Origin of the sequence: Streptomyces sp. NPDC051822, assembly GCF_044452745.1 — a bacterium.
GTDB lineage: Bacteria > Actinomycetota > Actinomycetes > Streptomycetales > Streptomycetaceae > Streptomyces.
Window position 1 is genome coordinate 275197 of sequence record NZ_JBITBZ010000008.1, and the last position, 14633, is coordinate 289829.

Consider the following 14633-nt stretch of genomic DNA (forward strand, 5'->3'; position numbering starts at 1 on the left):
GCCCTGACGGCTTAGCCCTGACGGCTTAGGCCTGGCGGATTCAAGCCCCTCAGACCCCCGGGATCTCGCGGGCCCGGAAGGCGTCCCGTACGGCTGCCGCCGCGTCCGCCCCGTACATCCGCTCCGCCGTCGCGATCGTCGTCCGGGCCGCCGCCTCGAAGCTGGTGTCGGGCGCGAAGCCGAACTGCGCGTTCACGATGATCCGGCCGGCGGTGCGCGCGCCGAGCGAGGTGTGGATGTCGAGGAGCGCCCGGGACCAGATCTGGCCGTCGGCGTGGACCTGGCCCGTCCGGTCCGCGTACGTCTTGGTGCCGTCGAGGCGGCGCAGGCAGTGCGGGGCCGTGCTGTAGCCGGTGGCGTCCCAGTCGGCGACGCAGGCCGCGTCGGCCTTCATCGGCCAGCCGTACCTGCCGACGGCGTGCGTTCCGACGGCCATGGCCAGGTAGTCGCCGAAGGCCTCGCCGATCGCGCCGGACTCCGCGGTCGTGCCGAAGCCGGGGACCTGGGCGTGGTGCACGGCGTGGCCGTACTCGTGGACGACGACCTCGGCGTCCTCGGCGTCGTCCACGCCGCCCTTGCCGAGGCGGATCTCGGCCTTCTTGTCGGTGAAGTAGGAGTTGTCGGCGCCCCACTGGTTGAGCCGGACCGGCTGCACGCGGTCGTTGGCCCCGGGCAGCTCGGTGCCGAAGCCGAGGCCCTGGAGGTACTCCTGCGCCTCGTTGACCCAGAAGTACGCCATGACCTGCTCGAACTCGTCGTCGGAGCGGTCGTACGAGGTGGCGGCGGCGACCGTGGCGGGCTTGCCGGTCTCGGAGCGGACGGCGGCCCACTTGCCGGAGAGGCCGCCGCTCGCGTCGAGGTTGCGCAGCGTGGCGAGGGTGTACGCGGAGGCGGGGACGTCGCTCGCGGCGTCCTTGTGGTCGGCGAGGGACTGGTCGCCGGTGGACTGGACCGGGTTCACCATGAAGACGCGGGCCTGCGGCAGCGCGGCGGCCGACTGGGAGGCGGTGTGCAGCGGTGCGGCGACGGCTCCCGTGGACGGGAGCAGCGCCGCGGTGGCGGTGGCCACGGTGACGGCGGCCGCGGCGACCAGGCCACGAGAGGTGCGGCGGGTCATGGACATCCTCCTGCGATGGGATGCTGCGACGGGAAGCTTGGCGTGTACTCAACACGCAGTGGCGGCGATCTTCGCGTACGCCCGGCACTTTGAACAGCCCCCGAGGGGCCCGCCCCGGACGTGACCCGGGCCACAGTCGATCTCCCGGGCCCGCAGTACTCTGGTCGCATGCCTACGCTCGTACGCCGTCGCCACGTGGACTTCGTCCGCGTCACGACCATGAGCTGTCGCCGCTCCGCCTGACCTTCCGGGGCACCACTCCACGCCCCTGCGGGTCCCACGTCAGAGCCCCAAGCCGACCGGCACCCGTGGCCCCCGCCCCATCCTCAGGCGGCCGCCCCGGGCACCCGTACACCCCGCGGATGCACCCATGACGAACAGCTCGTACCCGTCCCAGCTCCCCATCGTCGACCTCTCGGCCGCCGACCGGGACCCCCAGGCACGCCGGCTGCTGCACGCGCAGCTCCACTCGGCCGCCCACGACGTCGGCTTCTTCCAGCTCGTCGGGCACGGTGTGACCGAGGCCGAGACCCGGGCCCTCACCTCCGCGATGCACGCCTTCTTCGCGCTGCCCGAGGCCGACCGGCTCGCCCTCGACAACATCAACTCGCCGCACTTCCGCGGCTACACCCGCATCGGCGACGAGCGCACCCAGGGCGCCCGCGACTGGCGCGACCAGCTCGACATCGGCGCCGAGCGCCCCGCGCACGCCCCCGCGCCCTGGGAAGCCCCGTACTGGTGGCTCGAAGGCCCCAACCAGTGGCCGGCCGCGCTCCCCGAGCTGCGCACCGCCGCCCTGCACTGGATCGACCGGCTCAGCGGCGTCGCCGAGCGGCTGCTGCACGAGCTGCTCGCCTCGATCGGCGCGCCGGCGGACTTCTACGACGACATCTTCGGGCCGCGCGCCCACCCGCAGCTCAAGCTGGTGCGCTACCCGGGCAGCAGCGGCGAGGGCGACGACCAGGGCGTCGGCGCGCACAAGGACTACGGCTTCCTCACCCTGCTGCTCCAGGACCAGGTGGGCGGGCTCCAGGTCCAGCGGGAGGACGGGAACTTCCATGACGTGCCGCCGCTGCCGGGCGCGTTCGTCGTGAACCTGGGGGAGCTGTTGGAGGTGGCCACGAACGGCTACCTGCTGGCGACGAACCACCGTGTGGTGTCCCCGCCCGGGGCGACGGAACGGTTCTCCGTGCCCTTCTTCTACAACCCGCGGCTCGACGCCCGGATCGCGCCGCTCGCCTTCCCGCACGCGGCCACGGCGCCCGGCGTCACCCATGACCCGGCGAACCCGCTGTTCGCCGAGTACGGGTTCAACGCCCTGAAGGGGAAGCTCCGCGCCCATCCGCTCGTGGCGGCACGCCACCACGCGGAGCTCCTCCTCCACCCGGAGGCTCAGCCGGCGATGTCGGCGTAACCCTCGATGTCGCGCGGGTCCCGCTTGCCGGGGCCCGTGTAGCGGGCGGACGGGCGGACCAGGCGCCCGGTGCGCTTCTGCTCAAGGATGTGCGCCGACCAGCCGGCCGTACGGGCGCAGCTGAACATCGACGTGAACATGTGCGCGGGGACCTCGGCGAAGTCGAGGACGATGGCCGCCCAGAACTCCACGTTCGTCGCCAGGATCCGGTCGGGCCGGCGGTTGTGCAGCTCTTCGAGGGCGGCCTTCTCCAGGGCGGCGGCGACCTCGTAGCGCGGGGCGTCGAGCTCCTTCGCGGTGCGGCGCAGCACGCGCGCGCGGGGGTCCTCGGCGCGGTAGACGCGGTGGCCGAAGCCCATCAGGCGCTCGCCCTTGTCGAGGGCCTGCCTGACGTACGCGGCGGCGTCGCCGGTCCGCTCGATCTCCTCGATCATGCCGAGGACGCGCGAGGGCGCGCCGCCGTGCAGCGGGCCCGACATGGCGCCGACGGCGCCGGAGAGGGAGGCGGCCACGTCGGCGCCGGTGGAGGCGATCACGCGCGCGGTGAACGTGGAGGCGTTCATGCCGTGCTCGGCGGCGGAGGTCCAGTAGGCGTCGACGGCCTTGACGTGCTTGGGGTCGGGCTCGCCGCGCCAGCGGATCATGAAGCGCTCGACGACGGACTCGGCCTTGTCGATCTCGCTCTGCGGGACCATGGGCTGGCCCTGGCCGCGCGCGGACTGGGCGACGTACGAGAGGGCCATCACGGCCGCGCGGGCGAGGTCGTCGCGGGCCTGCTCGACGGAGATGTCGAGGAGCGGTTTGAGGCCCCACACGGGGGCGAGCATGGCGAGCGCGGACTGCACGTCGACACGGATGTCGCCGGAGTGCACCGGGATGGGGAACGGCTCGGCGGCGGGCAGCCCGGGGTTGAAGGCGCCGTCGACGAGCAGGCCCCAGACGTTGCCGAACGAGACGTGACCGACGAGGTCCTCGATGTCGACGCCGCGGTACCGGAGGGCGCCGCCTTCCTTGTCGGGTTCGGCGATCTCCGTCTCGAACGCGACGACTCCCTCGAGCCCGGGTACGAAGTCGGACATCAGGCGGCTCCTCTATCGATGATCGATCAACCGGATGCTGGTCGATGGTGGGAATGCAACAGTCGTCCAGCCCAAGAGTCTGTACGGTTCCGATGATGCGGGGAAGCGTGACATCCGGCACACTGCGCCGATCCGGCGAGTATGGGTTGATGGAACGCGGTGCCGGGCAAACTGAGCCGCTGCGCCAGGACGCCTCGGTGCCGGGCAGGGCGAGCCGCTGCGGCAGGATGGCCCCGTGACCGACACCGCGAATGACGCACTGGATCCCGCCGACATGCGCGAGCAGTACCGCACCACGGAACTCTCCTCGGCCGACCTCGCGCCCGAGCCGATCGCGCAGTTCACCCGATGGTTCAAGGAGACCGCCGAGAACCCGGCGATCCACGAGCCGAACGCGATGATCGTCTCCACCGCCACGCCCGAGGGCCGGCCGTCCTCCCGGACGGTCCTCCTGAAGCACTACGACCGGGCCGGCTTCGTCTTCTTCACCAACTACGACTCCCGCAAGGGCGCGGAACTCGCGGCCAACCCGTACGCCTCGCTGCTCTTCCCCTGGCACCCGCTGGCCCGGCAGATCATCGTCACGGGCCGCGCCGAGCGCGTCGGCCGCGACGAGACCGTCGCCTACTTCCGCACCCGCCCGCACGGCTCCCAGCTCGGCGCCTGGGCGAGCCGCCAGTCCTCGGTGATCGCCTCCCGCGCCGAACTCCTCGCCCGGTACGAGGAACTGGCCGCGCGCTACCCCGAGGGCACCCAGGTGCCGGTGCCTCCGGAGTGGGGCGGCATCAGGGTCGTCCCGGACGCGGTCGAGTTCTGGCAGGGCCACGAGAACCGCCTCCACGACCGCCTGCGCTACGTCCGCGAGGACGTGCAGGACGCTCAGGGCGACGTGACCTGGCGGGTGGAGCGCCTCGCGCCCTGAGCACGCGCGCGTACCCCTCTGTTTCCGCGATGCAACTCTGTTTCCGCGATGCAACGATTTCGGTGAAGCCGATGTGCTCTGCGTCACGTTCCAGTTGAATGGCCGCAGCATGGGGGGTGCGGCATGAGTGCTTTCACGGGGTCCGCGAGCGAGACCGCCTCCGTTCCCGGGGCGGGGGCCGATCTGCTGGCGGCGCTGCTCGACGGGATGGACGCGGCGCTCTGCGCCTTCGACGCCGACGGGACGGTCACACACTGGAACCGCGAGGCCGAGCGGATCCTCGGATGGTCCGCGGAAGAGGCCGTCGGGCGGCGCGGCTTCGAAGGGTGGGCGGCGCGCAGCGCCGACGCGGAGGAGACCCTGCGGCGGGTCATGGGCGCCATGAGGGGCCCCGGGCGGCAGGTCCACGAGCTGGCGCTGCTCCGCAAGGACGGCGGCCGGGTACTCGTACGGAGCCAGGCCGCCGGGGTGCGCGGCGCGGACGGCAGGCCCGCGGGGGTCTACTGCGCGTTCAGCGAGGTCCACGTCCAGCTCGACCTGGAACGCTCGGTGGCCCTCAGCGAGGCCCTTTTCGAGGACGCCTCCTGGGGGGTCGTGCTCGTCGACGCCGATCTGCGCCCCGCCATGGTCAACGGCCACGCGGCCCGCGCCTTCGGAACCGGCCGTACGGCCCTGCTCGGGCGCCCGCTCGGTGACGTCGTCGTGCAGGGCGCGGAGGAGCTGGAGGGCGCGCTCCAGCACGTCCTGGCGGAGGGCAGCCCGTCCGCGCCGGCCGAGGTGTGGGTGACCATCCGGACGACGACGGGGGAGCGGCGCCGGTGCTGGCGCAGCGGCTTCCTGCGGCTGTCGTCGCCGATGGCGGAGGAGCCGGTGCCGCTGGGTGTGGCCTGGCTGTTCCAGGACGTGACGGAGGAGCGCCTCGCGGCGCGGGAGGCGGACCGGCTGCGGTTCCGGTGGAGTCAGCTGCACCGGGCGGGCGCGGCGGCGGCGGAGTGCGAGGACCCGGCGGAGGCGGCGGCGGTGCTGCTCGACTTCGCGCTCGCCGGGTTCGCCGACCACGCACTGGTCGACCGGGTCGCGGGGGAGCGGCGCCTGACCCGGACCCTGGCGACTCCGGCGGGCGCCCCCGGCCCCGCCTCGCCGGTCGTGGGCGGCGGCATCCCGCTGCGGTACGGGCCGAGGCATCCGGCACTGCAGGCCTGGGACCGGGCGGGCACGGTACGGGCGAGCGCGGGCCGGACGGCCGAGGTGTGGGCGGAGGCCCACCAGTGGCCGGGCGAGGCCGCGCACGCGGTGTGCGTGGCGCTGCGCTCCCGGGGCCGGACCCTCGGCGTCCTGACGTTCCTGCGGGACGCCCGCAGGGCGCCCTTCGAGCGGGACGACGTGGTCTTCGCGGAGTCGGTGGCGGCGAGGGTGGCGGCGGCGCTGGACCTGGGGGACCGCCCGGAGGCCTAGTGCCTACTGCCTACTGCCTACTGCCTCTGCCTAGTGCCGGTAGAAGATCCGGTCGCCGTACTCGGTCATCACGCGGCCGTTCCACTCGTGCCCGCCGTCGACGTTCCCGGAGCGCAGCAGCGGCGGCTCGATGCCGCGCCGGACGAGGTCCTCGGCGGCGGCGGCCATCGTGGCCTGCATGAGGGCGCTGGTGACGACGGTGGAGGCGGGCGCGAAGGGGGCCTCGATGCCCTCGTGGGTGAGTTCGGCGTCGCCGACGGCGATCCGGGAGTCGAGGACGATGTCGCAGTGGTCCTTGAGGTAGGTCCCCGAGACGTGCCGCGACTTGGTCTCCGTCGCGTACGCCACCGAGGTGACGCCGATGACGGTGAGGCCGAGCGCGCGGGCGTTCATGGCCATCTCCACCGGCAGGGCGTTGCGTCCGGAGAGGGAGATGATGACCAGGACGTCGCCGGCCTTGGCGGGGGAGGAGTCCAGGACGGCTCCGGCGAGTCCGTCGACGCGTTCGAGGGCGGAGCCGAGCGTCGCCGGCATGACGTCGACGCCGACGACGCCGGGGACGACGAGCAGGTTCATGAGGGCGAGGCCGCCGGCCCGGTAGACGACGTCCTGGGCGGCGAGGGAGGAGTGGCCCGCGCCGAACGCGAAGAGGCGGTTGCCGTTCGCCACGGCCTCGGCGATGGCGGCACCGGCGGCGGCGACCTCTTCGGAGTCCCCGTCGCGGACCTCCTTGAGCAGGCCGATCGCGGCGTCGAAGAACTGTCCGGCCAGCTTGCTCTCGCCCATGGCGGCGGCTCCTTTGCGTCGTGGTCGCGGATCACGGTGCGGTCTGGACCATTGCTCTGTCAATACCGCCCTTCGGTCGTGCGGCCCGGTTGTCGGCGCGATGCGTCAGAATTGGGGCAGGGCCAGCGCACGACTCATCGAGGGGCACGTATGTCCGGACTGATCGACACAACGGAGATGTACCTCCGCACCATCCTCGAGCTTGAGGAGGAAGGTGTGGTCCCCATGCGCGCCCGGATCGCCGAGCGGCTCGACCAGAGCGGCCCGACGGTCAGCCAGACCGTGGCCCGGATGGAGCGCGACGGCCTGGTGGCCGTGGCGAGTGACCGCCATCTGGAGCTGACGGACGAGGGCCGCCGCCTCGCCACCCGCGTCATGCGCAAGCACCGCCTCGCGGAGTGCCTGCTCGTCGACGTGATCGGCCTGGAGTGGGAGCAGGTGCACGCGGAGGCCTGCCGCTGGGAGCACGTGATGAGCGAGGCCGTGGAGCGGAGGGTCCTGGAGCTGCTGCGTCACCCGACGGAGTCGCCGTACGGGAACCCGATCCCGGGCCTTGAGGAGCTCGGCGAGAAGGCGGAGGCGGAGGCCTTCCTCGACGACTCGATGGTGTCGCTCGCGGAGCTGGACGCGAGCGACGGCAAGACGGTGGTCGTCCGCCGGATCGGCGAGCCGATCCAGACGGACGCCCAGCTGATGTACACGCTGCGGAGGGCGGGCGTGCAGCCCGGCTCCGTGGTGTCGGTGACGGAGTCGCCGGGCGGTGTCCTGGTGGGCAGCGGCGGCGAGGCGGCCGAGCTGGACTCGGACGTCGCGGCGCACGTGTTCGTGGCGAAGCGCTGACCGGTCGTGCCGGGGGTCGGCCGTCCCTCCGCGTCAGCGGAAGGGGGCGGCGATCCCCAGCACGCCGAGCCGGAGGAGCCCGAGGGTTCCTCGCGTACTCACCCGCCTACCCGCCCTCCTGGCTGAGGCTCAGACGATCAGGGCGAGGTCGCGGAGCCGTACCCACGCCTCCCTGGGCGTCAACTTCCCGCCGTGCGCCCCGTTTACGCCGGAATGGCCACGCGCGCGCCCTCGTCGTGCCACGCTGGACTGAGCGGTGCGATGCGGGGAGGGGTGGGGGTCATGCGACGGACGGATTCCGTACGCCGGATGCCGAACGCCCCGGCGGGTGAACGGGTCTGGACGACAGAGGGCCCCGGCGCCCTGGGGCGCCGGGGCCTGTCCTCCCCTGATCCGACCTGGAGCCCCGAGCTCTCAAGGTCGTTCCCTTCGGACCGTTTTCCCCGAGCGGTCCGCCTCCCGTTGAAGATCTCCCCTCGGCAGCGGCCGTCAATCCTTGAGGCCTGTCACTCGAACGAGGGGTGTTGGGTGGCAGGAGCGCATTTTCGAATGCGAGTTCGATAGTCTGGCGGGGTTCGACGGGAAGCAGAGGGGGTGCCAGGGATGGCGCGACGACTCGACGTCACCGGGGCCGACGGCGTAAGGCTGGCGGCCTGGGACTTCACGCCCGGACCCGGGACGACCACGACCGCACGGATCGCCCGCCAGCCGTCCCGGGACACGGGCGGCCAGGTCCCCGTACCGCAGACGCCGGTACCGCAGTCCACTCCGCACACCGCCCCACGGGCCACCACCGTCCCGCAGGGCACCACGGCCCCCCAGGTCGCCACCGGCCCGGGTGTTTTACTCCTCCACGGCCTGATGGGCCACGCCGCCCACTGGGCGCCCGCCGCGCGCCGCCTCACCGCCGGCCACCGCGTCGTCGCCCTCGACCAGCGCGGCCACGGCGCGAGCGAGAAGCCCGCCACGGGCGCCTTCACCCGCGAGGCGTACGTGGCGGACGCGGCCGCCGCCGTCGAGCAGCTCGGCCTGGGCCCGGTCACCCTCGTCGGCCACTCCATGGGCGCCCTCACCGCATGGCAACTCGCCGCCGAGCGCCCCGACCTGGTCCGCGCCCTGGTCATCTGCGACATGCGGGCCTCGGCCCTCGGCGCCGCCTCGCAGCGCGCCTGGCAGGACTGGTTCCGCAGCTGGCCCGCCCCCTTCCCGTCGCTCGACGCCGTCCGCCGCTGGTTCGGCGAGGAGGACGCGTGGGTGGAGCGCCCCAACCCGGCCAGGGGCGCCTTCTTCGCCGAGGTGATGACGGAGCACCCCGACGGCTGGCGCCCGGTCTTCGACCCGTGGCAGATGCTGACGTCCCGCGCGACATGGGTGCACGACGCCCACTGGGAGTCGCTCGCCCAGGTCCGCTGCCCCACCCTGGTCGTACGCGGCCTGGACGGCGAACTGGGCCGCGCCGAGGCCCAGGAGATGGTCCGGGTGCTCCCCCACGGGGAGTACGCGGAGATCCCCGACGCCGGCCACCTCCTCCACTACGAGCACCCGGAGGCCTGGGCGGAGGCCGTCGAGCCCTTCCTGAACGGCGTCCTGACGCCGTAGACCGGCATTCCGGGCGAGGGGCACCCCCGGGTCGGCGTGGATCGTACGGCCGGATACCGTCCCTCTCGCGGCGCGTCCGAGGCCTACTCCGCGCCGCCTCAGGGAGGAAACGCATGCGCACATCCATGCTGCGGCGCCTGGCCACGCTGGCCACGGCGCTGGGGCTCACGTCGGCCGGCTTTCTCGGCGCGGGCGCGGCGCCCGCGCAGGCCGTGGTCCAGGACTGCCCGCGGGGCTACTTCTGCGCCTGGAAGACGGACAACGCCACCGGCACGATGTACAAGACGAACGTGAACGCGCCGACGCTGGGCGCCTGGGACAACACGTTCCGCACGATCGCCAACCGCACGAACAAGTTCGTCTGCATGTACGACGCGCCGAACTACGCCGACCCCTACGGCGTCGACCACAGCGACCGGGCCCCGGACCCCGAACTCACGGACTGGGGCGGCCCCGGAAGCTACTCCGTCAGCTCCGTGAAGTTCGTGCCCACCCAGCGGGAGTGCTCCATGCCCGCGTACCCGGAGTGGAATTCCGCCACCGCGCCCAAGGCCGCCGGGTTCGGCGACATGAACGGCGACCGGAAGGCGGACGTCATCGTGCGGGACAGGGCGGGCCGCCTCTGGTTCCTGCCCGGTGACGAGACGGGCCGGATGGTCGGCAGCGGCGGCTGGAACGCCATGAACACCCTCACCCGCCACGGGGACTTCAGCCGTGACGGCCGCGAGGACGTGATCGCCCGCGAGGCGGCCACCGGGAAGCTCTGGCTCTACCCCGGAACCGGTACCGGCGCCCTCGGCAGCCGCAAGCTGATCGGCTCCGGCGGCTGGAACGCCATGACCAAGATCACCGCGTTCGGCGACCTGACCGGCGACGCCCGGGCGGACCTCCTCGCGGTCGAGAAGTCCACCGGCAAGCTCTGGCTCTACCCGGGCACGTCGACGGGCACCCTGGGCGCGCGCAAGCTGGTCGGCAGCGGCGGCTGGAACGCGATGAACACCCTCGTAGCACCGGGTGACATGAACAGCGACGGCCGGGCCGACCTGATCGCCCGCGAGGCCTCCACGGGCAAGCTGTGGTTCTACCCCGCCACCAGCACCGGCGCCCTCGGCTCGCGCGTGCTGATCGGCACCGGCGGCTGGAACGTCATGGAGACGATCCTCGCCGTCGGCGACTTCAACGCCGACGGCCACAACGACCTCGCCGGTGTCACCACCAGCGGCTACAGCGGCGAGGGCTGCATGGGCGTGGGCTGCCTGGTCCTCTACGGCGGCAAGGGCACCGGCGGGCTGAACGCGGGCCTCCCGGAGGACGCCGACTGGTGGTGGCTGAACGGCGCCTTCTGATCCGACAGTCGTAGTCAAGCGCTGTGAGGGCCTCCACCCGTCCGGGTGGGGGCCCTCACGGCATCCCACCCCCGTCCCAGCGGCGAGGGCATCCGCCCAGCTCAGAAACCCAACCGGAAGCCGGTCATCTACACCCGGAAGTCGTTCCTTGACGACTGCATGGGAACGCGGACGTCTTCAACGGCACACGCGCGGCCCTGGACGACCTGGTGTGCTTGAGCCGGTGAACCGGGCCAGGAGCTACGCCTCGCAGGACAGGTCGTGTGCGGGGAGTCGGCCGGTGCGCAGGTACGTGTTGACGTGGGTGTCCACGCACGTGTTGCCGTACTCGCCGTACAGGCCGTGCTGGCGGGCGCCGTTCGCGGTGAGGAGGCGGGAGCTCGGCCACTGCTCGCGTACGGCCCGGGCGCCGACGTAAAGGGTGCGGGGGTCGCCGGTGGCGGCGACGAGCAGGGCCGGGACGTCGTTGTCGAGCACGGTCGGCGGCTCGGCGGGACGGTCCCAGAACTCGCAGGGGGTGATGTTGCCGGCCAGGGGCCCGGCGAGGGGGAACCGCTCGCGGGACGTCTGGACGGCGTGCCAGTAGCTGCCTGTGCCGCGCCGCTCGGCGACGTCGCCGCAGATGATCGCGGTCATCTGGCTCGAGGCGGCCGAGCCCGCCCCGGTCAGCAGGAACTCCAGTTGCCCGGCGAGCGCCTCGGACGGCTCGACCGGCTGCCGGTCGGCGGCGCGCGCCAGTATGCGGACGGTCGAGGCCAGGGCGGTGCGGTTTCTGTCGAGGTCGCTGCCGAGGCCGCCGATGAGGAGGGCGGGGAGGACGTGCTCGTCCAGCTGGTGGGTCTTCCCGATCCGCAGCGGTTTCTGTGCGGCGGCGTCGAGGATGTGCCGGACCGTCGCCAGGACCTCGGCGCGCGTGGCGCCGAGCCCGTAGGTGTCGTGCCGTGCGGCGGTCCACGACGCCCAGGCGCGCAGGGCCGCCTCGTTGGCGGCCTCGGCGCCGCGCAGCAGGTTCTGGTCGTAGCGCTGCGGAGGGTTGACGCCGTCGAGCACCATGCGGTCGGTGCGGCCGGGGAAGAGCTGGGTGTAGACCTGGCCGAGGTAGCCGCCGTACGAGTAGCCGAGGTAGGAGAGGGCGTCCTCACTGAGGGCGGCACGGATGACGTCCATGTCGCGGGCGGTGTTGCGGGTGGTGACGTACGGCAGCACGTCGCCGTGGGCGCGCTCGCACCGCCCGGCCAGCTCGCGCGCGACGGCGACCTCGTCGCGGTACGCGGCCCGGTCGGAGCCCGCGGAGCGGAAGAGCGCGGAGCCGAGGTCCCAGCCGCAGTCCAGCGGGGTGCTGCGGCCGACGAAGCGCGGGTCCATGCCGATCAGGTCGTAGCGGTCGGCGACGTCCCCCATCACCTCGGACTTGGTGAGCGGCATGTGGAGGCTGGGCCCGGCCGGCCCGCCGTCGTTGAGCAGCAGGGGGCCGATGCGGTGGGCGGTGTCGGTGGCCTTCAGGCGGGATAAGGCGACGGTGATGGTGCGGCCGCCGGGGTCGGTGTAGTCGAGCGGCACGGTGACGTCGGCGCAGTCGGCCCCGGCGGCGTCCAGGCTCCGGCCGAGCTCGTCGTCGGCGCCGAGGGCGCAGGTGTGCCAGTCGAGGTGCTGGCCGTGGAAACGGGCGAGCGGGTCCGAGCGGGCGGCGGCGCTTGTGGCGGTGGCGGCGGTGGCGGCGCTTACGGAGGTGGCGGTGACGGCGAGCATCGCCGCGCAGGCCGCGACGACCTTGGTGCGTACGGAAGTTGCCATGTCTTCACGCTAGGTCGGCGGACACCTCGGCAACTCCGGGAAGACCCCGAAACGGGCTGAGGGTCGACCCCCAGAAATCTCAGGTGTCCAGGGCGTCGTCCCGGCGTTGGTCCTGGACCTCGGGGCGTTGCCGGAAGCCCGCTGAGCGGTAGGTGGCGAGGGCGCCGACGTTACCGCTCGGGGTGAAGACGATCGCGCTCGACGAGCCCAGCTCCTGGAGTGCGGCCGCCGCGGCCACGCTGACGGCCCTGCCGTAGCCGTGTCCGCGGTGGTCCCGGTGCACACCCATCGGTTCGAGCAACCCGGGCCTGCCCGGGCCGGCCGACCACACCGTCACGGCCGCGACCGCGTTGTCCCGGTCGTCGTACGCGACGAGACACCGGGCGTCGGCGTCGGCGTACGGCAGTCCGGCCGCCATCGTGTGCCAGTGGTCCTCCGTGAACGTCGACCCGTCGAACGATGCCCGCTGTACGGCGGCCCGCACGTACGCCGTCTCCGGCCCGACCACCTCGATCCGCACGCCCGGATCCCCCAACGGCTCCGCGAGGTCGCGGCGCAGCGGCGTCCACGGCTCACCGGCCTTCCAGCCGTCCTCGAACAGCAGGTCCCGGACCAGTGAACCGGCCGGCGTCTCGATGTCCACCTTCCCCTCGGGCAGCACGCCGCGCTCCGGCTCCGTCACGTCTTCGACCAGTCGCCGCGCCAGTTCCTCGTCCCGCTGGGCGTCCGGCGCCATCGTCAGCCGTAGGAGGCCGGGACCGTCCAGCAGCCCGACGGCGAGAATGCGTCCGTCCCGGCTCCACGTCCTGACCGCCGCGGCCGTCGCCTCTGCTCCGAACCGCCAGAACCAGCCCAGATCCCCCGTGTGCAGTTGCATCGGGGCCCCGTCGGTCTGCCACTCCCGCAGCGCACCCACGGCCTCGCCCAACCCGTCGACTCCGGCCTTGCCCAACACGATCGCCATGCCCCGATCAGACACCACGCCACCGGCGGTCCGCACCCGCCTTTCGGCAAGCGTGCGGCGGAGAACAGCACTGGGGAGGGAAGGCGTTGATCGACGGACACCCCCTAGCGGGTCACGCGGTGCCGGAGGTAGACGACCCTGGAGTTGAAGGTGCGGGTCTCGACGAGTTCGAGGTCCACTCGGCGCTCGCTCCGGGGGAAGTACGGGATGCCACCGCCGACCAGCACCGGGTAGACCATGGTCCGGTACTCGTCGATCAGACCCGCCTCGGCCGCCTGGGCGGCCAGGGTCGCGCCGCCGATCGCGATCTCGCCCTCTCCCGGCTCGGCCCGCAGCCGTGCGATCTCCTCCGCCAGGCCGCCGGAGGCCAGGCGGGCGTTGCCCTGCACCGTCGACAAGGTGGTGGAGAACACCACCTTCGGGAGCGGGTTCCACAGCGAGATCCACTCGCGCGTCGGGGCGTCGAGCGAGGGGTCCTGGTCGGCGGTCTCCCAATACAGCATCGTCTCGTACAGCCGCCGCCCCAGCAGGTGGACGCCGACGCCGCGGATCTCGTCGATCCAGAACCGGAAGACGTCGTCGCCGGGCACCGTCCAGTCGAAGTCGCCGTCCGGCCCGACGATGTAGCCGTCCAGGGAGACGCTCATCGAGTACGTCACGTCGCGCATCAGAAGTCCTCCTCGGGAACAGGACGGACCCTACGACCGCCTACGGCCGACCACGCACCCGACACCCCGGCCACGCGCCCGACACCCCCGACGGCCGTGCCCCGCCCACCCGTTCGTGTCCGGCGACCCGCCACGGCGAGGAGACCGGGTCCGGGAATCGTCTCGTCGATCTCCGGGCACGGTGATAGACAGCCGGAGTGACCGCCTTCCGTGCCGCCGTCGCCTCCGCGCCCAGCCTCGACGTGCAGGTGCCGACCTGCCCCGAGTGGAGGCTGTTCGATCTGGTGCAGCACCTGGGTCAGGGGGCCGCTTCTGGGCCGCCACGATTCTGCGAGACGGCGAACCCGACCACCTCACCGGGCACGGGCCCGGCCATGCCTTCGCCCCCGGTGTCCCCGGCGTCCTCCTGGACCGCGACCCAGCACCCACCCGGATCGACGTCCAGGAAGAACCGCATGCGGTCGATCCACTGCTTGGAGGCGGCTGCCGAACGCGGCTCGACCTCCGGGTCGTTCACCCGCCGGGTGCTGCTCTCCGCCTCGAAGAACGTCGCCGCGGAGGCCCGCTCGGCCGAAGCCAGATCGTCCTCGCGCATCGGCCTGACTCGTACGGCGTCCATCGCGTCAGCCTAGGGACCCACCGGACAGCC

Annotated in this window: 12 protein-coding genes and 1 pseudogene; 7 read left to right on the plus strand and 6 right to left on the minus strand. The window is 72.7% G+C overall.

Annotation, left to right across the window (positions count from 1 at the left end):
- Positions 1–49: 49 nt before the first annotated feature.
- Positions 50–1117: a M4 family metallopeptidase gene (locus ACIA8N_RS24635; protein ID WP_365783785.1), complete on the minus strand. Its 1068-nt coding sequence runs from the start codon at positions 1115–1117 to the stop codon at positions 50–52.
- Between the two features lie 370 nt (positions 1118–1487).
- Here ACIA8N_RS24635 and ACIA8N_RS24640 point away from each other — a divergent pair, with 370 nt between their 5' ends.
- Positions 1488–2531 carry an isopenicillin N synthase family oxygenase gene (locus ACIA8N_RS24640; protein WP_030550054.1) on the plus strand — a complete coding sequence of 348 codons (1044 nt, stop codon included), beginning with the start codon at positions 1488–1490 and terminating at the stop codon, positions 2529–2531.
- Here ACIA8N_RS24640 and ACIA8N_RS24645 read toward each other — a convergent pair.
- Positions 2510–3610, minus strand: coding sequence for a citrate synthase 2 (locus ACIA8N_RS24645; protein ID WP_365783783.1), 1101 nt, complete (start codon positions 3608–3610; stop codon positions 2510–2512). The two genes, ACIA8N_RS24640 and ACIA8N_RS24645, sit on opposite strands and share 22 nt — an antisense overlap.
- Positions 3611–3884: 274 nt before the next feature.
- On the opposite strand from ACIA8N_RS24645, the gene pdxH reads away from it, so the two are divergent.
- Together pdxH and ACIA8N_RS24655 are read left to right on the plus strand one after the other, a co-directional pair.
- Complete coding sequence (gene pdxH, locus ACIA8N_RS24650) at positions 3885–4532, plus strand: pyridoxamine 5'-phosphate oxidase (RefSeq protein WP_365783855.1); 648 nt, start codon at positions 3885–3887, stop codon at positions 4530–4532.
- A 123-nt stretch (positions 4533–4655) separates the two neighbouring features.
- Positions 4656–5987 carry a PAS domain-containing protein gene (locus tag ACIA8N_RS24655; protein WP_365783781.1) on the plus strand — a complete coding sequence of 444 codons (1332 nt, stop codon included), beginning with the start codon at positions 4656–4658 and terminating at the stop codon, positions 5985–5987.
- 30 nt (positions 5988–6017) lie between these two features.
- On the opposite strand, the gene ACIA8N_RS24660 is transcribed toward ACIA8N_RS24655, so the two are convergent.
- On the minus strand, positions 6018–6773 hold the full coding sequence (locus tag ACIA8N_RS24660) for an SIS domain-containing protein (RefSeq protein ID WP_365783779.1): 756 nt from the start codon (positions 6771–6773) through the stop codon (positions 6018–6020).
- Between the two features lie 150 nt (positions 6774–6923).
- On the opposite strand from ACIA8N_RS24660, the gene ACIA8N_RS24665 reads away from it, so the two are divergent.
- From ACIA8N_RS24665 to ACIA8N_RS24675, 3 genes are all read left to right on the plus strand, one after another.
- The gene (locus tag ACIA8N_RS24665) at positions 6924–7613 is read left to right on the plus strand and encodes a metal-dependent transcriptional regulator (RefSeq protein ID WP_030219093.1); all 690 of its coding nucleotides are present in this window, start codon (positions 6924–6926) and stop codon (positions 7611–7613) included.
- 603 nt (positions 7614–8216) lie between these two features.
- Positions 8217–9212, plus strand: coding sequence for an alpha/beta hydrolase (locus ACIA8N_RS24670; RefSeq protein ID WP_365783776.1), 996 nt, complete (start codon positions 8217–8219; stop codon positions 9210–9212).
- A gap of 113 nt (positions 9213–9325) precedes the next feature.
- Positions 9326–10558: an FG-GAP-like repeat-containing protein gene (locus tag ACIA8N_RS24675; protein ID WP_365783774.1), complete on the plus strand. Its 1233-nt coding sequence runs from the start codon at positions 9326–9328 to the stop codon at positions 10556–10558.
- Between the two features lie 240 nt (positions 10559–10798).
- Here the strand turns inward: ACIA8N_RS24675 and ACIA8N_RS24680 are convergent, their stop codons facing one another.
- The 3 genes from ACIA8N_RS24680 to ACIA8N_RS24690 form a co-directional block, all read right to left on the minus strand.
- A complete protein-coding gene (locus tag ACIA8N_RS24680; RefSeq protein ID WP_365783772.1) occupies positions 10799–12352 on the minus strand; it encodes an alpha/beta hydrolase in 1554 nt (517 codons plus the stop codon).
- Positions 12353–12431: 79 nt separating this feature from the next.
- Positions 12432–13316: a GNAT family N-acetyltransferase gene (locus tag ACIA8N_RS24685; RefSeq protein ID WP_365783770.1), complete on the minus strand. Its 885-nt coding sequence runs from the start codon at positions 13314–13316 to the stop codon at positions 12432–12434.
- A gap of 104 nt (positions 13317–13420) precedes the next feature.
- Complete coding sequence (locus tag ACIA8N_RS24690; RefSeq protein WP_365783767.1) at positions 13421–13984, minus strand: dihydrofolate reductase family protein; 564 nt, start codon at positions 13982–13984, stop codon at positions 13421–13423.
- Positions 13985–14181: 197 nt separating this feature from the next.
- Here ACIA8N_RS24690 and ACIA8N_RS24695 point away from each other — a divergent pair.
- Positions 14182–14312 (plus strand): annotated as a pseudogene (locus ACIA8N_RS24695) (maleylpyruvate isomerase N-terminal domain-containing protein); the annotation flags it as partial.
- Positions 14313–14633: the final 321 nt, after the last annotated feature.